This is a genomic window from uncultured Maricaulis sp. (genome assembly GCF_963976135.1).
Lineage (GTDB): Bacteria > Pseudomonadota > Alphaproteobacteria > Caulobacterales > Maricaulaceae > Maricaulis.
Genome location: NZ_CAXBKN010000006.1, coordinates 1 through 21,824 on the forward strand (window position 1 = coordinate 1; position 21,824 = coordinate 21,824).

The 21,824-nt window shown below is 63.6% G+C and carries 16 protein-coding genes; 12 read left to right on the forward strand and 4 right to left on the reverse strand.

The window, feature by feature from the left end; translation table 11 throughout:
- Positions 1-14: 14 nt before the first annotated feature.
- The 11 genes from AAC023_RS01460 (at position 15) to gabT (ending at position 15,526) form a co-directional block, all read left to right on the forward strand.
- Entirely contained in the window at positions 15-134 is a 120-nt protein-coding gene (locus tag AAC023_RS01460; RefSeq protein WP_339737445.1) for a respiratory nitrate reductase subunit gamma, read from the forward strand.
- On the forward strand, positions 131-961 hold the full coding sequence (locus tag AAC023_RS01465) for a peptidylprolyl isomerase (RefSeq protein ID WP_339737371.1): 831 nt from the start codon (positions 131-133) through the stop codon (positions 959-961). Before AAC023_RS01460 ends, AAC023_RS01465 begins: the two co-directional genes overlap by 4 nt.
- A 51-nt stretch (positions 962-1,012) precedes the next feature.
- Entirely contained in the window at positions 1,013-2,221 is a 1,209-nt protein-coding gene (locus tag AAC023_RS01470) for a hypothetical protein (protein WP_339737373.1), read from the forward strand.
- Positions 2,222-2,308: 87 nt separating this feature from the next.
- On the forward strand, positions 2,309-4,156 hold the full coding sequence (locus AAC023_RS01475) for a PLP-dependent aminotransferase family protein (protein WP_339737375.1): 1,848 nt from the start codon (positions 2,309-2,311) through the stop codon (positions 4,154-4,156).
- 165 nt (positions 4,157-4,321) lie between these two features.
- Positions 4,322-5,242: a carbon-nitrogen hydrolase family protein gene (locus AAC023_RS01480; RefSeq protein WP_339737377.1), complete on the forward strand. Its 921-nt coding sequence runs from the start codon at positions 4,322-4,324 to the stop codon at positions 5,240-5,242.
- 100 nt (positions 5,243-5,342) lie between these two features.
- Positions 5,343-7,691, forward strand: a complete 2,349-nt coding sequence (locus AAC023_RS01485) for a TonB-dependent receptor (protein WP_339737379.1) — start codon at positions 5,343-5,345, stop codon at positions 7,689-7,691.
- Between the two features lie 53 nt (positions 7,692-7,744).
- On the forward strand, positions 7,745-9,313 hold the full coding sequence (locus AAC023_RS01490; protein ID WP_339737381.1) for a sulfotransferase: 1,569 nt from the start codon (positions 7,745-7,747) through the stop codon (positions 9,311-9,313).
- Positions 9,310-11,475, forward strand: a complete 2,166-nt coding sequence (locus AAC023_RS01495) for a serine hydrolase domain-containing protein (protein WP_339737383.1) — start codon at positions 9,310-9,312, stop codon at positions 11,473-11,475. The genes AAC023_RS01490 and AAC023_RS01495 overlap by 4 nt, the downstream gene beginning before the upstream one ends.
- Complete coding sequence (locus AAC023_RS01500; protein WP_339737385.1) at positions 11,472-12,668, forward strand: MFS transporter; 1,197 nt, start codon at positions 11,472-11,474, stop codon at positions 12,666-12,668. Before AAC023_RS01495 ends, AAC023_RS01500 begins: the two co-directional genes overlap by 4 nt.
- Before the next feature lie 105 nt (positions 12,669-12,773).
- Positions 12,774-14,231: an NAD-dependent succinate-semialdehyde dehydrogenase gene (locus tag AAC023_RS01505; RefSeq protein WP_339737387.1), complete on the forward strand. Its 1,458-nt coding sequence runs from the start codon at positions 12,774-12,776 to the stop codon at positions 14,229-14,231.
- A 20-nt stretch (positions 14,232-14,251) separates the two neighbouring features.
- Positions 14,252-15,526: a 4-aminobutyrate--2-oxoglutarate transaminase gene (gene gabT, locus AAC023_RS01510; protein WP_339737389.1), complete on the forward strand. Its 1,275-nt coding sequence runs from the start codon at positions 14,252-14,254 to the stop codon at positions 15,524-15,526.
- A gap of 81 nt (positions 15,527-15,607) precedes the next feature.
- On the opposite strand, the gene AAC023_RS01515 is transcribed toward gabT, so the two are convergent.
- Positions 15,608-17,086, reverse strand: coding sequence for a carotenoid oxygenase family protein (locus tag AAC023_RS01515; protein ID WP_339737391.1), 1,479 nt, complete (start codon positions 17,084-17,086; stop codon positions 15,608-15,610).
- On the reverse strand, positions 17,086-17,958 hold the full coding sequence (locus AAC023_RS01520; protein WP_339737393.1) for a DUF1295 domain-containing protein: 873 nt from the start codon (positions 17,956-17,958) through the stop codon (positions 17,086-17,088). Before AAC023_RS01520 ends, AAC023_RS01515 begins: the two co-directional genes overlap by 1 nt.
- A gap of 301 nt (positions 17,959-18,259) precedes the next feature.
- Between AAC023_RS01520 and AAC023_RS01525 the strand changes: the two genes are divergently transcribed.
- Positions 18,260-19,246 (forward strand): helix-turn-helix domain-containing protein, encoded by a 987-nt coding sequence (locus AAC023_RS01525; protein WP_339737395.1) that lies wholly within the window; start codon positions 18,260-18,262, stop codon positions 19,244-19,246.
- Between the two features lie 35 nt (positions 19,247-19,281).
- Here the strand turns inward: AAC023_RS01525 and AAC023_RS01530 are convergent, their stop codons facing one another.
- Together AAC023_RS01530 and AAC023_RS01535 are read right to left on the reverse strand one after the other, a co-directional pair.
- Positions 19,282-20,490 carry an acetyl-CoA C-acyltransferase gene (locus AAC023_RS01530; RefSeq protein WP_339737397.1) on the reverse strand — a complete coding sequence of 403 codons (1,209 nt, stop codon included), beginning with the start codon at positions 20,488-20,490 and terminating at the stop codon, positions 19,282-19,284.
- Positions 20,491-20,494: 4 nt separating this feature from the next.
- A complete protein-coding gene (locus AAC023_RS01535) occupies positions 20,495-21,730 on the reverse strand; it encodes an acetyl-CoA acetyltransferase (RefSeq protein ID WP_339737399.1) in 1,236 nt (411 codons plus the stop codon).
- Positions 21,731-21,824: the final 94 nt, after the last annotated feature.

Here is a 21,824-nt window from a genome sequence, read left to right on the forward strand (position 1 = left end):
TGCTCGGGCTGACGATCTTCCTCGTCTTCCCCTTCACCCGGCTGGTGCACATGTTCAGCGCGCCGCTGCGTTACATCTTCCGCCAGGGCTATCAGGTCGTGCGCCGCAAGCCCGTTCCCGGAGCTGAGAAATGACCGGACATTCCATCATCACACCCAAGCCACCGACGCCGGAAGTCTCGGTCAATGGTGTCACCATCCCGGCCAAGGCGATTGCCGCCGAGACCCAGCATCACCCGGCACGCCGGCCTGAAGCGGCCTGGCAGGCTGCGGCAGAAGCGCTCGTCATTCGCGAGGCCTTGCTGCAGGCGGCCCGCGCCCGCGGGATCGAAGTGCCTGCAGCCCCCGATGCCGATGCGGTCAAGGAGGTTGAGGAAGACGCCTTGATCCAGGCTTTCGTTGATCGCGAGGTGACGACACCGGATCCGGACGAGGAGTCCTGCCGGCGCTATTTCACCAATAATGCCGACAAGCTGCGCGCGCCGGATCTCTACGAGCCGGTCCATATCCTGCTTCAGGCCAGCAAGGACGATCCTGACAGCTATGAACGCGCCCGCCAGGAAGCACAGACGCTGGTCGAGCACCTGCAAAAACGGCCTGATGATTTCGAACGCATCGCCCGTGATCGCTCCGACTGTTCCTCATCGACCGATGGTGGCCGGCTGGGGCAGGTGAGCCGCGGTCAGACAACGCCGGCTTTCGAGGCGGCCATGATGAAGCTGCGCCAGGGCGAAATGACGCGCGAGGCGATCGAGACGCCCTATGGTTTCCACATCATCCGGCTCGATCAGCTGGTGCGTGGCCAGGTGCCCGAATTCGAACTCGCTCGGCCCCTGGTCGAGGAGTTTCTGCGCGATGCCAGCTGGCGGCGGGCGGTGGCTCAATTTGTCTCACTGGTGGTCGGTGAGGCGAAAATTTCCGGTGTTGAATTGCACGGAGCGACGTCGCCGCTCGTGCAGTGACCCAGACCGGTCAAACGGGCTCCTGACGAGCCCGCGAAAGAGGAAAACGAGATGAGCATGAGCAAACTTGGCCGCGCTGCCCTGTCAGGGGCGGCTGGCCTGATCGTGGGAGTGTGCGCGGTTGCACCTGCCCATGCCGAGGGGCAATTCCTCGTCAACGCCCGGCTCCGGACCGAGCTGGTCGACCAGGCTGGCCTGGCCGAAGACGCGACGGCAATCACCCTGCGTACGAGGCTGGGCTATCAGACCGGCAATATGTCGGGTTTCACCCTGCTGATCGAAGGCGAGAATGTCCTCCACCTCGTTGATGACTTCAACGACACTATCAACGGTCTGCCCGGCTATCCGGTCGTCGCAGATCCGGAAGCGACCGAGCTTAACCGGCTGCAACTGGCCTATACCGGCTTCGAGGATACCAGCCTGACGCTGGGGCGGCAGCGGATTATTCTTGGGGATGCCCGCTATGTCGGTAATGTCGGCTTCCGGCAAAATGAGCAGACCTTCGACGCCTTCCTTGCCTCCACGGCGGCGATCGAGAATCTCAGCCTGACCTATGCCTATCTGGATCGCGTTCACCGCATATTCGGCGATGATCATCCGGCCGGTGAGCTCGATCTCGACGCGCATGCGCTGAGCGCCGCGATGACTGTGCCGGCGGGAATCGTGACCGCCTTTGCCCTTCTCGCCGACGTGCAGGATGCGGCGGCGCTCTCAAGTGCGACCTATGGCGTCAACTGGAGCGGCTCGATCACGCGCGACGGCCAGCCCACCTTCGGCTACAGGCTCGAATATGCGGTGCAGAGCGATTACGGCAACGCGCCGGCGAGCTTCGATCTGAGCATGTTCCGGGCCGAGGCCAGTTTGAGCCAGAACGGGCTGAGCGGTGCGATCGGGATTGAATCGCTTGAAGGCGATGGGGTGCGGGGCTTCGGCACGCCGCTGGCCACCCTGCACGGCTATCAGGGCTGGGCGGACGTCTTCCTGGCGACACCGGCCAATGGCATTCGCGACATTTATGGCCGGGCCGGTTTTGCCTTCCCCAACCCGCCGCTGGGCTCGGCGATGCGGGCGACCATCGTCTATCATGATTTCGAGACAGAGAATGGCAGTCTCGATCTCGGTTCGGAAATCGATGCCGTGTTAAGCTCGCAATTGAGCGAACATGTCGGACTCGAACTCAAGGCGGCCTTTTATGAGGGTGGAGACAGCGCTATCGCCGATCGTACCAAGCTCTGGTTTGCCATTACCTATAGCCGCTAGCGGCAGCCAGGCAGGGTGGGCAGTGTTGCGGGCTTTGCCCGCGATCCCGTCTGGGCTTAGCTATCGGCTCGCAATTCGTGGCAGGCCATGACAAGCACGGCAAATTCCTACGCACCGCTTTTCCGGGTCGACCCGGGATTGAGCCTGTCCCTGCAGGAACAGATCCGGCGGCGGGTGATGGAGGCGATTGCGGCCGATATTTTCCCCGCCGGGCGCAAATTGCCGTCCTCGCGCAAACTGGCCGTCGTGCTGGGCGTGTCGCGCAATACGGTCTTCCTGGCCTATCAGCAATTGATCGCTGAGGGGCATTTGGAGGCGCGGCAACGCTCGGGCATTTATGTTGCGGAAGCCAACGCGCCGGGCCGGAAAATCTCGCTCATTGCCGGCCGGGAAGGCGTCGATGATGGCGCCGAGGCAACCCGCTTCCTGCGCGGGGTCAGGCCACCCACGCTTGGCTATAAATGTCCGCCGGACTGGCAGAAATACCGTTTCCCCTTCATCGAGGGGCGCTATGACAAGACCTTGTTCCCGATCGCGGAATGGCGCGAGTCGAGCCGCCTTGCGCTGGCCGTCAACGAAGTCGAGGACTGGTCGATTGATAATGGTGAGGTTGATGACCCGGCGCTGATCGAGGAAATCCGGACCAAATTGCTTCCCAGGCGTGGCATTCGCGCCCGGCCCGATGAATTGCTGATCACGGTCGGCGAGCAGCAGGCCTTCTTCCTGGTCGCGCAATTATTCGCCAATTCAGATGCCCGCATTGCCCTTGAAGAGCCGGGCTTGCCCGACCTTCGCGAATTGTTCGGCATGTATGGTGCCCGTTTGCATCATCAACCCGTTGATGATGAGGGTCTGGTCATTGATGACCGGCTGCGCGGCAATGATATCGTCTATGTTTCGCCCAGCCGGCAACGCCCGACGGGTGTGACGATGTCGATGCAGCGCCGCGAGGCGCTTCTTGCCGAGGCGGAGGCGCAGGATTTCCTCATTCTCGAAGACGATTTCGAGTGTGAAATGAATTATCTCGGCGATGCCCTGCCGGCCCTGCGCAGCCTGGATGAGCATGGCCGCGTCATCTATGTCGCCAGCCTGTCCAAGGTTCTGGCGCCCGGCGTGCGGCTCGGCTTCATGGTCGCGCCTGCGGCCGTGATCAACGAGGCGCGGCGCTTGCGCGACCTGACGACGCGGCGGCCCTCGCCCAATAACCAGCGCGCGGCGGCCTTCTTCCTCTCGCTCGGCCATTATGATGCGATGCTGCGCCGTCTGCGTGGCGTCAGCGAGGAGCGCCTGATCGCGCTGCGAGACGCGCTCAACCATTACCGCCCGTCCTCAATCGCCATTGCGCCGGTGGAGGGAGGCACGACCTGCTGGGTCCGCGGACCGGAAAACCTGGATGCGCGAATTCTGGTTCGCGCTGCAGAGGCGCGGGGCATTCTGATCGAGCCGGCCGAGGCCTGGTTCGCCCTGCCGGACGGGCCCAGGAATATGTTCCGCCTCGGCGTGACCGGGTTGCCCGCCAGCGAGATCCGGGCCGGGATCAAGGCGCTGTCCGAGGTGATGCGCGAGCTCGACCGGACGGATCGGACCCAGGCTCCGGAAGCGGGCACGGATCTGCTGTCAGCGACGGAGTTGCGGACCCGTCTTGGCTCGGCGACCCTGCTCTACAATACCGTCTATGGTGAGCCATGCACCATCGAGCTCTCGGAGGACGGCAGCATGTCCGGCCGGGCCGGATATGGCGGTGAAGATCAGGATACCGGCCGCTGGTGGATCAAGGATGGCAAGTGGTATCGCCAATGGCGCAGCTGGGCTTTTGGCGAAGCGCTCGGTTTCCACATCCGCATTTCCGGCGATCGCCTGTCATGGCTGGACGATGAGGGACGTGTCGTCGACAGCGCTGTCCTGAGCAGCCCGTCCCGCGCCGCCAATCCCTGAACGGGGCCGGTCCGCACCGGAATGGGCGGAGAAACTGGTACCATAAATCGTCCAAAACTGGCTCTAAGCCGGGCTTTCCCCCCTGTTAAGGTCGCTGGAACGCAGATGAACCGTGTCCCATGCCCTTGCGCATTCCGGTTCGCAGCAGCGCACAGGAATGATGTCATGCCGGTACTTTCAATCGCCACCATTCAGCTGGACGCCGCAGCCGAGGGCAATCTTGACCGGCTCGAGCAGGAGATCCGTTCGGTCGCCAAGCGCTTCCCCTGGGTCATCATGGTGGCGACCGGCGAGCTGGTGATTCATGGTGCCAGCATGTCGAAGGCAGAGCCCGCCGGTGGTGAAACCGAGCAACGCTTGCAGGCGCTGGCCATTGAAACCGGGCTCTGGATCATTCCCGGTTCGATCTATGAGCGCCGCGGCGACCAGGTGTTCAACACCACGCCGGTGATCAATCCGCAGGGCGAGATTGTCGGGCGTTTCGACAAGCTGTTTCCTTTCCTTCCCTATGAAAAGGACGTCGCTCCCGGGATGGACTACCCGGTCTTTGAGATCCCGGGGATCGGTACGATCGGGATTGCGATCTGTTATGACATGTGGTTCCCGGAGGCGATCCGCACCCTGTGTGCCAAGGGCGCCGAGGTGATCATCCTTCCGACCATGACCAATACGGTCGATCGCGATGTCGAGCTTGCCATCGCGCGCGCCAATGCCGCGATCAATCAGTGCTATTTCCTCGATATCAATGTTGCCGGGCAACAGGGCAATGGCCGATCGGTCATGTATGGGCCGGGCGGTGAATTGCTGCATGAAGCCGGTGTCGGCCGTGAGATCATGGCCTTCGAACTGGACCTGGACCATGTCCGGCGTTGCCGGGACCGTGGCTGGAACGGGTTGGGCCAGGTGTTGAAGAGTTTCCGCGACGCGCCGGTCCGCTACCCATTTCATGCAGACCCGGTATCGCGCCAGTCGGGGATGAAAAGTCTGGGTCCGCTCTCCATGCCGAAACGGCAGGATGGGGGCTCGGCGCCAGCAGACGAGGGGGAGAGCCGGGCATCGAAGCCGCGGCTCTCGATTATCGAGTGAAGGGGACCGGCCTGGACCGGATCATGACAGGGCTCCGCACCAGCGGGCGCAACAGGGTGATATTATGACAAATTCCAAACGCAGAATTTCACGCGCGACCATGATGGCCGTGCTCCTCGGCGGTACAGCACTGGCCTCTGGCGGCTTTGCTCCGGCCTTTGCCCAGGATACGCAGGCGGATAGCCGCCGCGAGACGATCACCGTTACCGCGACGCGGCGTGAAGAGAGCGTCTCCGACGTTCCCTACAATATTTCCGCTGTCGGCGGCGCCGATATCGAGCGCGGCAATATTCTTGATGAGGCCGAATTATTGCGCTCCATCCCGGGTATCGCGGTGGTTGACCGGGGCGCCCGCAATTCCGGTACGCTGAATGCGGCGCGCATCCGTGGTCTGGCTGTCGACGGCAACGGGCTGGGCGATTACGCCGTCTCCTCGGTTGCATCGGTTTCGACCTATATCAATGACACGCCGGTCTTTGCCGGCTTCACCCTGCGCGATCTTGACCGGGTCGAAGTGCTGCGCGGGCCTCAGGGCACGCTGTATGGTTCCGGCTCGCTGGGTGGCACGATCCGCTACATCACACGCGACCCCGATTTCGGCGAAGTGAATGGCTATATCAGCGGCACGACCTCGAATGTCGAAGGTTCCGAGGACTGGGGCTATGGCCTGGACGGGGTGCTCAACCTGCCAATCGGCGACCGCGCCGCTCTGCGCCTGGTAGGCAGTTTCGGCGATTATCCCGGCATCACCGATTATGTGAATGTCTATCAGCTGGACGGCAATGGCGTGCCGGTTGCGCCAAATGGCATTCTCGATCCGGCCGCATCCTATCGTTCGGTCGAGGATGCCGACACCGTCGAAACCTGGATGGGCCGGGCAACCTTCCTTTGGGAACCCACCGACACCTTCTCCCTGCGCCTGGTTCATGCGCGTCAGTCCGATGAAGTTGGCGGCCGCCGGCAGCAGACGGTCGGCGTGGACGGTTATGGCAATGCCTATGGCGATTACGAGAACGGCTCGATCCAGCTGGAGCCGTCTTCACGCGACATCAATATGAGCTCGCTGGAGATGGAGATGGATCTGGGCTTTGCGACCCTGACCTCATCGACGTCCCACTATGATCACAATGGTGACAGCATCAGCGAAAACACCGGCTTCTATGCCCAGGCCGGGTGGCTTGGATTCTATTACAACTTCCCGCGCCCGATGGCCCAGGCCGTGCGGACCTATGCGGACGAAGCCGTCGTCCAGGAAATCCGCCTGGTGACCGATGATGGCGGCAATTTCGATTATGTGGTTGGCGGCTTCTATCGCCAGCAACAGATCGAATCGACCCAGCAAAGCTATCTCGTCGGCTTCAAGCAGTGGTGGGACGCCTTTCTGCCATTCGCGGCCGGTGCCGTGAGCGGTGATCAGGATTGGGACTACCGCCGGACCGAGGACTTCACCGAAACAGCCCTGTTCGGTGAGCTGACCTGGCACGCCAGCGAAACGCTCGACCTGACCCTGGGCGCACGCTATTTCGACAATGATTCCGAGAATGATACCTTCATGGCGCTGCCGCTCTGGACAGGTCTCTATCCGGATGTGAATGCGACCCTGTCCTCCTCTGAAGACGACGTGTTGTTCAAGTTCAACATGGCCTGGCGCTTCACCGATGAAGACATGCTCTACGGCACGATTTCCGAGGGCTATCGCCGTGGTGGATCCAATGCGGTGCCGCTGTCCGGCGTCTATGCCGAAGATCCGCGCTGGCAGTTCTATACCTCCGATTCCGTCGTCAATTACGAAATCGGCTTCAAGGGCGATCGCGGTGATTTCCGCTATGATGTCAGTGTTTTCTACGTCGACTGGACCGATCCTCAATTCAACACCGCCTCGACCTGGTGGGGCTTCTTCGCGGTGCAGAACGGGGCCGAGGCCAGTTCGATGGGCCTTGAGGCCTCGATCGACGGCTTCATCGGCGATGATTGGCACTACTCGCTGGGTTACGCCTATATCAATGCCGAGCTCGGAGCAGATTTCTATGCGCCCGACCGTCCGGCACCGGCGACCCCGATCGCGCTCGAAGGCGCCATGCTGCCCGGCACGCCGGAGCATCAGCTCAACTGGTCGCTCGATTACACGACCCAGCTGGCGAACTGGTCCTCCTTCACCCGGCTCGATGGCTATTATCAGTCGGAGACCACCAATGCGGTCACGACATCGCCAAGCTTCAATGTCCCGATCGACGGGTTCTCGATCTGGAACCTGACCACGACCTTCTCGCGTGATGCGGTCGATCTGTCCCTCTGGGTGAAAAACATCACCAATGAGGAAGGCGTCACCGGGGTGTTTACCGAAGCCTATATGGGCACAAGCCCGACGGAAGGTTATTTCGGTAATGGTAACAAACAGATGATCTCACTGCCGAGAACCATTGGCGCGACGCTGCGCTATAATTTCTGATCGGCTAGGATGAGGGGGTGGCCGACCGAGACGGCCACCCTTTCGCTCTTTTCATGGACAGTCTGATCGCCAATCCCGCTCCCAAGACCCGAATGGCCGAAATCGATCGGGCCCTGCGTGCCCGTCAGCTCGGGCCGGCCCGGTCGCTGCTCACAGCCCTGTTGCGCGACGAGCCGGGATATGCCGATGGATGGATCGCTGCAGCCCGGCTGGAGCAGATGAGCGGTGACTATGCCGCCATGCGTGCCCGTCTTGCCCAGGCGCTTGACCTGGCCCCGGGTTCGCCATTGGTGCGACTGCTTGATGTCGAGGCCCTGGTGCATCTCGGCGCGATCCGGGACGCCCTCGATCGCCTGGCGGCGATGGAGACGGAAGCATGCGGGGATGCCGCCTGGCTGAGCCGTTTGAGTGAGGCCTATACCCAATGCGGTGCCTTCGCGGCTGCGGAGCGCTGCGCCCGGCAGGCGGCCACACTGGATCCGGAACAGCCGGCGATCCGGTATAATTTCGCATCCAGCCTGATTTCGACCGGCAAGCTTGAGGAATCCGAGCGTGAATTCACCCGTTTGATTGCCCGGACGCCGCATGACTACGACGCGTATTATAACCGCGCGACGCTGCGAAAACAGACTGCTGAGAATAATCATGTCGCCGAGATCCGGCGCATGCTCAAGGCACCCAAACGCACCCGGCTGGGTGAAGTTCAATTGAATTACGCCCTGGCTCTGGAACTGGAAAATCTCGGTCAATATGAAGAGAGTTTTGCGGCGCTGAAGCGTGGCGCCGAGGCCCGGCGGGCGATGATGGCCTACCGGGTCGAGGGTGATGTCGCGACGATGGCGCGAATTGCCGAAGTCTTCGATGCCGAATTCTTCGCCGCAGCGCGGCCACGGGACGAGGCGCAAGGCCCGGTTTTCGTTGTCGGCTTGCCGCGCAGCGGGACGACATTGGTTGACCGGATTCTCAGCGCACACCCCCAGATCGAGAGCCTCGGCGAGCTCAATGACTGGCCGCTCGCGCTCACCGGCCTGACCCGGGGCAGCCGCAGCAAATCGGATATGGTGGCGAATTCTGCCGCACTGGACATGCGCCAGCTCGCCGCTGACTATCGCTCACGCGTTGAGCAGCGCCGTTCCGGGCCACCCTTCTTCATCGACAAGACGCCGGCCAATTTTCTCTATATCGGCCTGATCGCCGCCGCCCTGCCGAACGCGCGCATCATCCACCTGAATCGCGATCCGATGGACAATGCCCTGGGCATGTACAAGGCGCTGTTCCGGATGGGTTATCCCTTCTCCTATGACTTCGCCGACCTGGCCCAATACATGCGCGCCAAGGACGGGCTGATGGATCACTGGCGCCGCGTCCTGCCGGGGCGGATCCTTGATGTGAATTATGAGGACATCATCACCGGCCAGGAGGCGCAGACGCGGCGCCTGCTGAGACATGTCGGTGTCGAGTGGGATCCGGCCTGTCTCGACTTCCACAAGAATGCCAGCCCGACCGCCACAGCCAGTGCGGCCCAGGTACGCCAGCCACTCTATACCAGCGCGGTGGGCCGCTGGCGCCGTTATCAGCGTGAACTCGAACCGCTCGCCGCCATGCTCGGAGTAGCTCCATGATGCGTAACGCCATTCTGACGCTGGGCCTGCTGGCCGGGCTGGGCGCGCCGGCGCTGGCCCAGAGCCTGATGTTCGAGGACTTCCAGGACGGGAATGCCGATGGCTGGCGCGGCGATGCCGGCCGGGGCGATATCCGGATCACCGAATATGGGGGAAATCTTTCGTTGCGGCTGAAGCGAAACGCCTGGGTCGCGGCGGCGGTGCAAATCCCGGCAGGCCTGGCAATACGGGTCTCGGCCGACTTCGCTGCCGAGGGTCTGGAGGGCGAGGATTCCTGCCAGCTGGAGACCAGTTTCGATGGTCAGGTCTGGAGCGAGATCGGCCGCATAGCCGATGGCCAGGACGATGCCGTCACCCTGACTTCGGTGGCAGGCGACAGACCGGCCTCCGACATGTCGCGCGCCATACTGGTGCGCCTGCGAGCCGCGGGCAATGCGGCCAATGATACTTGCTGGGTGGATAATATTCGCGTCACCGGACAAACCCCGCCCGCCGCGCTGACACCGGCGCTGACGGCACAGACCCTGCTCGCGGCGGCACCGCTCGACGGGCCCTATGCGACCGCCGCCTTTGCGGCCCCGGACACGGCCCTGCCACAACCGGTGCGGCTCGATGGACGGCTGGTGCTGGCCGCGGCGCGGCGCGCCGATCATTTCACCCTGCTGCTCGACGAATTCGACGCGGCCCAGGCCGCCGGGCGGCTCGATGAATTGCCCGGCTTCGCCCTTGACCTCGTCAGTGAGGGTTCGGCGCTGATCCCGGTTCAGCGCGGACCGCAGCAAGGCGATCACCCGGAGTGGGAATGGATTTTCCAGCCGGGCCAGATCTGGGATGGCGGCGATGGCGAGGGCTGGATGCGCGCCGCCCTGCCGGTGGCGCTGCAGGAGCGCAATGCCAATTGCGTTCAGAACGGGCTGATGAGCTTCCTTTACCGCGACACGGGCGAGGTGTCGCAAGCGGTGGTCCAGATCGGTGCCCAGACCTGCGCCTATCTGCAATTCGACCTGCTCGCCCGGCTGCCGGTCAGTTTCGAACCGGGCGCGATCGCGGGCGCCGGGGCTGTGCGGGAGGCCTGGCGCAGCGAAAGCGCCGCCCGCCTGCCGCGTTCGCCGCTCGGCGATCTTGCCCGGGTCTATCCCCAGATCGACCTTGCCGAAATCGGCTCGCCGCTTGAAGTGACGCCGGAAAACATGACGGCTTTTGCCCTGGTCGCCGGCGGCCGTCTTTATGCGGGCGATTGCCCGACACGGCAGGGACCGGATCCGTATTGCGATGTGACGCCCTTGCCTTCCTATTCCGTGGCAAAGTCCGTGGTCGGCGGGGTCGGGCTGATGCGGCTGGAACAGCTCTATCCGGGGGCACGCCAGGCGCGGATCGCCGATTATGTGCCGCAATGCACGGCCGAGCGCTGGGGTGATGTCAGCTTCGAACAGGCGCTCGACATGGCGACGGGAAATTTCACCTCGGACGTCTATGATCTCGACGAGGCTTCGGCCCCGACCTGGGATTTCCTGACGGTCGAAACCCATGCCGAAAAAGTCGAACGCGCCTGTGCCATGCACCCCCGCCAGGCCGAGCCCGGCAGCACCTGGGTCTATCACACCACCGACACCTATCTGCTCGGCACGGCGATGCAGGCCTATCTGCGCCAGCAGAGCGGCCAGGCTGATGCCGATTTCTACGATACGCTGCTGGTTCCGATCTGGCAGGCGCTACACCTCTCGCCGCTGGCAATGCAGACCCGGCGCACCCGCGATGCCGAGGCCCAGGCCTTCACCGGCTGGGGGTTGACCCTGACGGCGGATGACATGGCCCGGATGGCGCTCTTCCTGCAGGCCGGCGGCGTAATTGATGGCGAGGCCTGGCTCGACCAAAGCCTGCTCGCAGCCGCCCTGCAACAAAACCCCGATGATCGCGGCCTGCCGGCGATCGAGGACAATCTGCGCTATCGGGCCGGATTCTGGGCCTATAATGCCGGCAATTATCTCGGCTGTGACCATGATGTCTGGATCCCGACCATGTCCGGCTATGGCGGCATTTCCGTCACCCTGATCCCCAATGGCCATGTCTATCTCTATGCCAGTGACGGCCGCGAATTTTCCTGGCGCCGGGCTGCCGCCCAATCCTTTGCCATCCAACCCTATTGCGAGGCCGTGCCATGAGTGAAGCCAATGAAGCCGTCACCGCGCCGCGCGGCCTGCCCAAGGCGCCGCCCGACGGGCTGATCGCCGCCGTCATGCTGGCCTTTCTCGCCACGGCCGGCCTGTTCTACGTCAATATCATGGCCGCCATTGTCGATGGCCTGGTCAGCGGGCTCGGCTTCACCGAAGGCCAGGCCGGACAGATCGGCTCTGTCAATATCTATGGCGCCGCTGCCGGTGCGCTACTTTCGGTATTCCTGGTCAAACGCCTGCCCTGGAAGGCGCTGGCGCTGGGCTGTCTGATTGTGCTGATCACGATCGATCTCGCCTCGATCAGTATTGCCAGCTATGACGTCATGTTCCCGGTACGCCTGATCCATGGCGTGTTTGGCGGCGTGCTCACCGGGACCGGTTTTGCCGTCATCGCCCGCACCGCCAATCCCGACCGCACATTCGGCATGTTGCTCTTCGTGCAATTCGGTCTGGGCGGTCTCGCCGTGATGGTCTTGCCGCCACTGGCGCCGCTCTACGGCACCCAGGCACTGTTTATTGCCCTGGCCCTGTTCAGCGCGGCCACCCTGGCCATGCTCCCCTTCCTCTCCGCCTATCCGGCCCGGATCAAGGATCCCAAGGCGGACGGCAAGGTGCAATGGACGCCGCTCCTTTTGACCCTGCTGGCGATCTTTCTTTTCCAGGCCGCCAATATGGGCCTGCTGGCCTATATCATCCGGCTGGGCCTCGATTACGGGCTTGAGCGCGGCTATGTCTCGCTGGCGCTGGGTCTGGCGACCTGGGTCGCCCTGGCCGGACCTTTCCTGGTTATGGTGTGCGGCCTGCGATTTGGGCGGTTTCGCCTTTTGGCCGCCGCGATGGCACTGACCCTCGTGGGCACCGCCATCTTCCACTATAGCGGCAATCCCATCGCCTATATGGTCGCCAATTGCGGCACCGGCATCACCTGGGGCTTTGTCATCGCCTACCTGCTGGGCATGACCGCCGAGTTCGACAAGGCGGGTCAGGCGGCGGCCTTTGGCGGCTTCATTTCCAAGATGGGACTGGCCTCCGGTCCGATGGTGGCCGGCTGGGCGCTCTCGACCGATGGCGGCTTTCCCGGACTGATCAATCTGGCGCTGATCGGGCTGGCTGTGAGCGGGCTGGTCATGCTCCTGCCGGCGCTAATGCTTGACCGCAAGCGGGCCGCCGCCGCGCCCTGAACTGGCGCGATCAGTCGATCAAAACTGGCCCTATGGCTGGTGACGCGAAGCCGTAAACTGGCACCAGATTTCATTTGACGCCTTACCATGTCGAGAGGGAATGCCATGTTGGCCACACTACCGGCTTGTCCGACCCAGGCCTTTATCGGCGGCCATTGGTGCGATGCGCAGGATGGGCGTCGTTTCGACGTCACCAATCCGGCAACCGGCGCAGTCATCGCTTCGGTCGCTGATTGCGGCGTCACCGAGACGCGCGCCGCCATCGCCGCGGCCAGGGCGGCCCAAACTGGCTGGGCGGCGCTGCCGGCCGGACAGCGCGGCGCGATCCTGCGGCGCTGGCGTGATCTGATGGTCGAGCGCGCCGACGAGCTGGCCCTGATCCTGACGCGCGAAAATGGCAAACCGCTGACCGAAGCGCGCGGCGAAATCCTCTATGGCGCCGCCTATCTGGAATGGTTTGCCGAAGAGGCGAAGCGCATTTATGGCGAGATCATTCCGTCTGCCTCGGCCAATAACCGCATCCTGGTGACGAAGCAGCCGGTCGGTGTTTGCGCCGCGATCACGCCGTGGAATTTTCCCAATGCCATGCTGATGCGCAAGGCCGCCGCAGCACTCGCCGCCGGCTGCACCATGGTCGCCAAACCGGCGGCCGAGACTCCGCTCTCGGCGCTGATGGCGGCGCAGCTCGGGATTGAGGCCGGCGTGCCGGCCGGCGTGTTCAACATCGTCACCTCGGCGCGCGCCGCTGAAGTCGGCGGTGAGCTGACCTCCAATGCCGATGTGCGCAAGATCACCTTCACGGGCTCGACGGCGGTTGGCCGTCTCCTGTTGCAGCAGTCCGCCGCCACGGTGAAAAAGGCCTCGATGGAGCTCGGCGGCAATGCGCCCTTCATCGTGTTCGACGATGCCGATCTCGATGCGGCGATCGAGGGCGCCATGGCCTCGAAATTCCGCAATGCCGGCCAGACCTGCGTCTGCGCCAACCGCATGTTTATCCAGTCGGGCATCATGCCGGAATTCGCCAGACGCCTGGCGGAGCGCGTCGCGGCGCTGAAAGTCGGCGATGGCGAAATGACGGGTTGCGAGGTCGGGCCGTTGATCAATGAGGCCGGCCTGGCCAAGACCGAACGCCTGGTGGCCCAGGCGCGCTCGGCAGGCGCCAGGGTTTTGACCGGCGGCGCCAAGCACGCGGCCGGTGAGCTCTTCTACCAGCCGACCGTGATCGAGGGCGTGACACCGGATATGGCCGTCGCCCAGGAGGAAATCTTCGGACCGGTGGCGCCGCTGATCGGTTTTACGACCGAGGCCGAGGTAATCGCCCTGGCCAATGACACGATTTACGGTCTCGCCGCCTATCTCTTCACCCGCGATCTCGGCCGCGCCTGGCGCGTCGGCGAGGCGCTGGAATACGGCATGGTCGGCATTAATGAGGGCATCATGTCCTCGGCCGCGGCGCCGTTTGGCGGCGTCAAGCAATCGGGTTTTGGCCGCGAAGGTTCGCGCCAGGGCCTCGAGGATTATCTCGACACCAAATACATGTTGATGGGAGGCCTGTCGGCCTGAGCGCCGGAGGAGATGAGACGATGACAAATTCTACACTCTGGGCCGAACGTCAGGCCGCCACACCGCGCGGTGTCGGCGTCATGCATCCGGTGTTTGCCAAACGCGCGCTCAATGCCGAGATCTGGGATATCGAGGACAATCGCTATATCGATTTCGCCGCCGGGATCGCGGTGACCAATACCGGCCATAATCACCCCAGGGTGAAAGCCGCTGTCGCGGCGCAGCTCGACAATTTCTCCCATGTCTGCTTCCAGGTCACGCCCTATGAGAGCTATGTCCGGCTGGCCGAACGCCTCAACAAGCTGGCCCCGGGACCGACGCCGAAGAAGACGATCTTTCTGAGCACCGGCGCTGAAGCGGTGGAGAATGCCGTCAAGATTGCCCGCGCCGCCACCGGCCGTCCGGCTGTCATCGCCTTTGCCGGCGGTTTTCACGGCCGCACCATGATGGGCATGGCGCTGACCGGCAAGGTCGCGCCCTACAAGCTCGGCTTCGGACCTTTCCCCGGGGAAGTCTTTCACGCTCCATTCCCGGCACCCTATATCGGCATTGAAGAAGCGGACTCGCTCAAGGCGCTGCACCAGCTCTTCAAGGCCGATGTCGATCCGGCCCGTGTCGCCGCCATCATCATCGAGCCGGTCCAGGGCGAGGGCGGTTTCTATGCCGCTTCCCCGGCCTTCATGCAGGCCCTGCGCGCGATCTGTGACGAGCACGGCATGCTGCTGATCGTCGACGAGATCCAGACCGGTTTTGCCCGCACAGGCCGCATGTTCGCGACCGAATATGCGGATATCGAGCCCGACCTGATGACGATCGCCAAGGCGATGGCTGGCGGTTTCCCGATCTCCGGCGTCATCGGCAAGGCCGAGATCATGGATGCGCCGGCACCCGGTGGTCTGGGCGGCACCTATGGCGGCTCGCCGCTGGGCTGTGCCGCCGGTCTGGCGGTGCTTGATGTCATCGCCGAGGAAGGCCTGTGCGAACGCGCCATCGAGATCGGCGAGCGTATTGTGCGCCGCTGTGAAGCCATCCGTCAGTCGGACACAGGGATTGGCGATATCCGAACGCTCGGGGCCATGACGGCGATTGAACTGGTCGAGGATGGCGATGCCGCCCGCCCCGATCCGGGCCGCACCGCCCGCATCGTCGCCGAAGCCCGTGAGCGCGGGCTGCTGCTCCTGTCCTGCGGCGTGCGCGGCAATGTCATCCGCTTCCTCACCCCGCTGACGATCGGCTTCGACACGCTCGATGAAGGCCTCGACGCCCTGGACGCCGCCATCAAGGCGTCCAGCTAGTCTGATTGCCGACGGTTCGGATCAAACGCCCTGGCGGGAGACTCCCGTCAGGGCGAAGGTCTGCGCCGGGCAAAGGCGCTGTCAGCCGGCCTGTGCGGCGCGCAGGCGCGGCCCGTCGGCCCAGGCCGCGTGAGTGCCGCTGGATATCCGGTGCGGCAGGATGATGCGGCAGACCGGACCGGCCTCGAAATTCTGGCAATCGATCAGCACGCATTCCGACCGGTCCTCGACCATGTCGGTGATGAAGGAGACGAGATAGCCGTCATCCTCCTCCACCGCCCCGATGCGCGGCGCGAACGGGGATTCGCTGCCATAGCGGCCTTCGCCGAATGAGAGGCTCTGCGACTGGCCGGTCTCGTGATCATGCTTGACCGCACCATTGAACAGGAACCAGCCCGGCTCGGTCGTGGTCGAATAGGCATAGCGGGTCTTCGTGCCGGCGCGTTCCTGGTTGAAGGTGCCGAACTCCAGGATGCGGTCGTCGAGATGGCCTTCCGTGCAGGTCCCGGTCTTCATGTTGAAGCGCCAGCGATGCAGTTTCGGCTTGAAGGAGTTCTCGTCGACAAAGGCCATCAAATGCCCCATCCGCGGATCCGGGTGATTGACCTCCAGCGCACCGGGGACGGGCTGTTCCTGGAAATAGCCGTCGAGGACGACTTCATCACCCTCTTCCCAGGCATTCATCCAGTGCAGGACATAGGTCGGATCGGCCTCGAACCATTTGATCTGGTCGGGTGAGCCATAGCGCGGCACGATCGCGAAGCGGGTCGGCATATCGCGGTGGAAACGGGTCGCATGGCGTCCCTTGGCCAGCGCCTCGGGATCCCAGAACAGCGGCAGGTCGGCGAAGATCGAATATTTCCTGGTATAGGCCATATCGTGCGGCAGGCGCGGCCCCGGCAACGGGATCGGGATATAGTGCTTGAGCTTGTTGTCCGGCCCGACGACGCCGTAATGCATGTAGGGCGCGTGGGTGGAATAGTTGAAGAACAGCAATTCCCCGGTCGCCTCATCGACCTTGGGATGGGCCGAGATACCGTCCAGCGGGACCCAGCTTTCCGTGCCGAATTGCTCCAGCGTGTACGGATCGAGCCGATAGCCCTCACCGCATTGGTAGAAGGTCGACAATATCTTGCCGGCATGGACCACGACATCGGTCGAGGAACTGTCCTTGACCGAGCCATGCGCACCCCAGCCCGGGCGGGTGGAGAGGCGCGGGTTTTCGGCGATGCCGGCCCAGAGCGCCTTGCCGGCCTCGGCCTCGGCGGCGAAGGCCTTGGTGCGGACCAGACGGTTATGATAGGCGGCCTGGCCGTCGCGGAAGGAGATCGCATGGATCATCCCGTCGCCGTCAAACGGATGGTAGAGCCCGATCGAGCCATGCACCGGATTCTCGGTATTGCGCACATAGACACCGTCAATATCGCTCGGGATCTCGCCGATCACCTCCATCTTGTCGGCATCATACTCGTCGAAATTCGGCGTCCAGGCGCCCGACATATAGGGATGGCGCGGATCGGGCGGCGTGTGGGGAATAGTGTTGATCTTGATGGCGCTCATCAGGACGGGTCTCCGGATTTCGGGGGCATCGGAATAAAGCCGCTGGTGCGGGCGATATAGGCGTCATAATCGGGGCGCGACCGCTTCAGTCCGCGCTCGAGCAGGGCGGCGCCGCTCCATTTCACCAGCAGGGCGGTGAGCAGGATCGGGCCAATAATGGCGGCCCAGCCGATCTGCGTTTCGGCAGCGATCAGGAAGAGCCCCCACCAGACGCAGGCATCGCCGAAATAATTCGGATGCCGCGTATAGCGCCACAGGCCGCGATCCATCACCTTGCCGGCGCTCTCCGGCTCGGCCTTGAATTTCGCCATCTGCCAGTCGCCGACGCTTTCGAAGAATATCCCGATCACGGCGAGGGCGGCACCGGCAAAGGCCAGCGGTCCAAGCGCTGCGGGCGCCGCCGAGACCTGTCCCAGCTGCACCGGCAGGGAGACGACCCATAGCAGGACCGCCTGCAGCATGAAGACGAATTTGAAGCTGTGCCAGTTTTTCAGTTCCGGTTTGACGTGCTTGAACATGGCGGCATAGCGCTTGTCGGGGCCTTCCTTGCGCCAGCGCCAGAACAGATATCCGCCCAGACGCAGCCCCCAGATCGCGGTCAGGCCCAGCAGGAGCAGACGCCGGCCGGAGGCCCCGTCCGGTGTCATGACAAAGCTCAATCCGGCAACCAGAATAAAGCCGAAGGCCCAGAAGGAATCGATGAAGCTGACATCCTTCAGCGGGATGCTGATCGCCCAGAGCACCAGCATCATGCCGATCAACAGGATGAAATTACTCGCCAGCAGTGTCAGTACATCCATCATGTCGCGTCTCCAGCCGGTCGGCCTGCCGCCGATCATGTCGATCGTGGCCCGGGCCATTCCCGTGATCATGCCGCATCAGGCATGGGTGGTCATCACCCCGCCCGGCCATCCGGTCCGGCATATTTACACTGTAGGTCTGGTTATGCAATTCGCTTCATGTCCTGTATGCAATGCGAGGGCATCGTCACGGCGGAACCAGGATCCGCTCGATAACGCGGCGGGCCGTGCGGCACAGGTGCCGCAGACTGATGGGTCAGGCTGCAGGCCTAGGCTTGTGTGGTATCGTCGCGCCTGTAGTCAAAATCGGGGAGCATCATCCATTTCCCCGCTCTTGCGTCCGGCAGCGACCGGCGCGTTCGATGAGGCGCCGATGGCCAGGAAGTTTATTCGCACCTGCTCGATATGGCGGACCCTCGAGGTTATCGGCGACACCTCGACCCTGCTCATTCTTGAGGCCAGCTGGCTCGGCGCCCGCCGTTTCGAGGACTTGCGCAGCCGGACCGGCCTGCTCAAACCGCTACTCAGCGACCGCCTCAAACGCCTGATCGCCGCCGATATCTTCGAAAAACAACTCTATTCCCGGGCCCCGCGACGCTTCGAGTATCAACTCACCAGGAAGGGGCGCGATCTCTACTGGACCTCACTGATGATGTTGCGCTGGGAACGCAAATGGGCCCCGCCCGAGGGGAAGATCGAGATCACCTTGCGTCACAGGACCTGCGGCGCGGTGTTCGACCCGATCCCGATCTGTTCGGCCTGCCAGCAGGAAGTGACGGCGCGTGATGTTGCCTGGACCGAGGGCCCCGGCGTCGGCCTGATGGCGGCGACCTATAGCCGCCGCCGGCGCTATCGTGACATGGCGCCTGATCGACCTGCCGAATCCACCCTGCTCGACCATGTCGCCCAGATCACCGGCGATCGCTGGGCCAGCCTGGTATTGCGCTCGATTTTCACCGGGCTGCGCAAGTTTGACGAAATTTGCGAGGACACCTCGATCGCCACCAATATCCTGTCGGAACGCCTCAGCTGGCTGTGCGCAATCGGTGTGCTGACCATGGATCAATACAGTGAACGTCCGGCCCGGTTCGAATATCGCCTGACCGCCAAGGGCATCGACTATTATTCGATCCTGCTCATGCTGCTGCAATGGGGGGATACCTATTACGTATCGCCGGAGGGCCCGCCCCTCTTGCTGACCCACATACCTTGCGGCGCTGAGCTGGAGGCGGTTGTCGCCTGTTCCTCCTGCCGGCAGGCAGTGCGTCCGGAAAGCGTCGAGTTCGAAGTCGTCGAGACACGGCCGGATCGCGCGCCGCAGGAAGAGGCTTCATCCCCGGCGCAGCCTCTGCCGCATTAGCGAGCCGAAGCGTTTGCTTCAAGACCCTCCCGGTTTCAGACGCGTTCGATGATGATCGCAGCGCCGACACCGGAACCGCCATGCAGCACGGCCAGGCCCAGCCGGCCGCCATCGCGTTCGAGACCGGCCAGTAGCGTCGTCAGCAGGATCGCCCCGCTCGCGCCCATCGGGTGGCCCATGGCGAGATGACCGCCCTCCGGATTGACCCTGGCGGGGTCCACGGCGTAGTCGCGCTCGAACTTGACCGGTGTGGCGGCGAAGGCCTCCATGAATTCGATCCGGTCGATATCCTCAAGGCTCAGCCCGGTCTCCTCCAGCGCCGCTTCCATCGCGGCAAAACCGGCCGTGAGCTGGAGCACCGGGTCGGCACTGGCTTCCGTCGCCGCTCGGATAATGGCGCGCGGCCTGAGCCCGGCCTCCGCTCCGGCACGGGCGCTGCCGAGCAGGACAAGGGCGGCACCATCGGCGATGGGCGGGCAATGGGCGATGGTGTGGATGTGCTCAATCGCCGTCAGTTCGGGCCGGGCGGCCAGCATCACATCATCATAGCCCTGCGCGCCCATCGGCCCGAAGGCAGGGGCGAGGCGGGCCAGTGATGCCATCGACGTGTCGGGCCTCACCGATTCATCCTGCGCCAGCAGGACGGCGCCATCGGGCCCGTGCACCGGAATGACTTCATCCAGTCTCCCCCTGGCCCAGGCGCGGGCGGCGCGCTGGTGCGAGCGAACGGTGATGGCATCGAGTGCCTCGCGCGTTATCCCCTCCATCGTCGCCATCAGATCCGCCGAGAGCGGGACCGGCACATAGCGCAGGGCGCGAGCCGTGTCCGGATCGTCGTAATAATGTGCGTGGTCGGCGAGAAACGGCACGATTGACATCATCTCGACGCCGCCGGCCAGACGCAGCCGGTCATCGCCGCTTGCCGCCGCTTCCAGGGCCGCCAGGCGCGTCGCTGTCAGGCCGGAGACGCAATAATTATTGAGCGTCCGGCTGGTCATGCCTGTCGGCAAATTTGCGTGCAGCTTGCTGACCAGCGCCAATTGTCCGCCCTGGGCACCGATCTGACCGACACAGCCCAGCGTCAGGGAGATGACCTGGTCCAGTGCGGCCTCGCCCGAGCGCGACCGCAATGCCGTCACCAGCTGGCCGACCAGCTCATGCGGTGTCAGGCTGGAGAGGGCACCGCCCGGCCTGCCCTTGCCGCGCGGTGTCCGCACAGCGTCGAAGAGGCAGATTTCGGCCATCGGATCAGACCCCGATCACGAAACAGGCGCTCGCCGTGGTCGAGCCGCCGACATTATAGGTGGCCACAGTGCGGGCACCCTCGACCTGGGTGTTGCCGCTGCGGCCCGAGGTCTGACGCCAGGCATCGAGCGCCATCCGCACGCCGGTTGCACCAACGGGATGTCCAAGCCCGATCAGCCCGCCGGACGGATTGAATGGCAGCGCGCCGCCCGGCGCAATCACGCCGGCCTCGATGGCTTTCCAGGCCTCGCCCGGCGCCGTCAGACCGAAATGCTCGATCGCCATATATTCCGTGATCGAGAAACAGTCATGGGTTTCGATGGCGTCCAGCTGGCTGGTCTCGGCGATACCCGCCCGGCTGCAGGCATCAGTGATCGCCTTGCGGACCCAGGGGAACATATAGCCGCCACTCTCACGGCTTTTCGCCAGCTTGGTCTCCATCATCAGCGGCGCTGTTGTGTGGCCCCAGCCCTTGAAGCGCGGGATATCCGCCAGATCGAGCCCGCGCCTGGCAGCGTATTCGCGTGCAACGGCTCCAGAGGCCAGGAAGATCGCCGCAGCGCCGTCCGTCACCTGGCCGCAATCGCTGCGACGCATCCAGCCTTCAACCACGGGATTGGCGTCGTCATCGGCTTCAAAACTGGCCGCGGTGAAGCTCCAGGCGCGCGACTGGGCGGAGGGATTGCGCTTGGCATTGTCGAAATTGATGCGGGAGATTTCTGCCAGATGCCGCCGGTCGAGCCCGTAGCGCTGGTCATATTCCTCGGCGAGATCAGAGAACATGGCCGGCCAGAGATAGCGCGCGCCCAGCGCTTCGCGATCAGCCCAGGCGGCGGCGCCGAGAATCTCGGCGGCGCGCTGGCCTGGAACATTGCGCATCATCTCGACCCCAACCACCGCGGCCAGTCCGTAACGACCGGCCTCGATATCCGCCATCGCTGCCATGATCGCCATCGACCCGGAGGCGCAGGCTGCCTCGTGGCGGCTGGTCGGCTTGCCCTCAAAGTCCGGGTCAACATGCGCCATCATGCCGCCGATCAGGCCCTGGCCGCAGAACAGCTCGCCGGCGAAATTGCCGATATGAATGACATCGACATCACGCGCGGCCACATCCGCAGCCTCAAGCCCGGCCTGCGTGGTTTCCGAGATCAGCTCGAACAGGCCCTTATTGTCGCGCGTCCAGTTGCGGGCAAAATCGCTTTGCGCGCCGCCGAGAATGTAGACGGGTTCGGGCGTCATATTCAGGCCTCCAGGCGAGATTGGTCACTTTCTTATTAAAACCTACCCGGCGAATGTCAATCAACGCCCCCCCGCTCTCAGGGTCAGGGGCGGA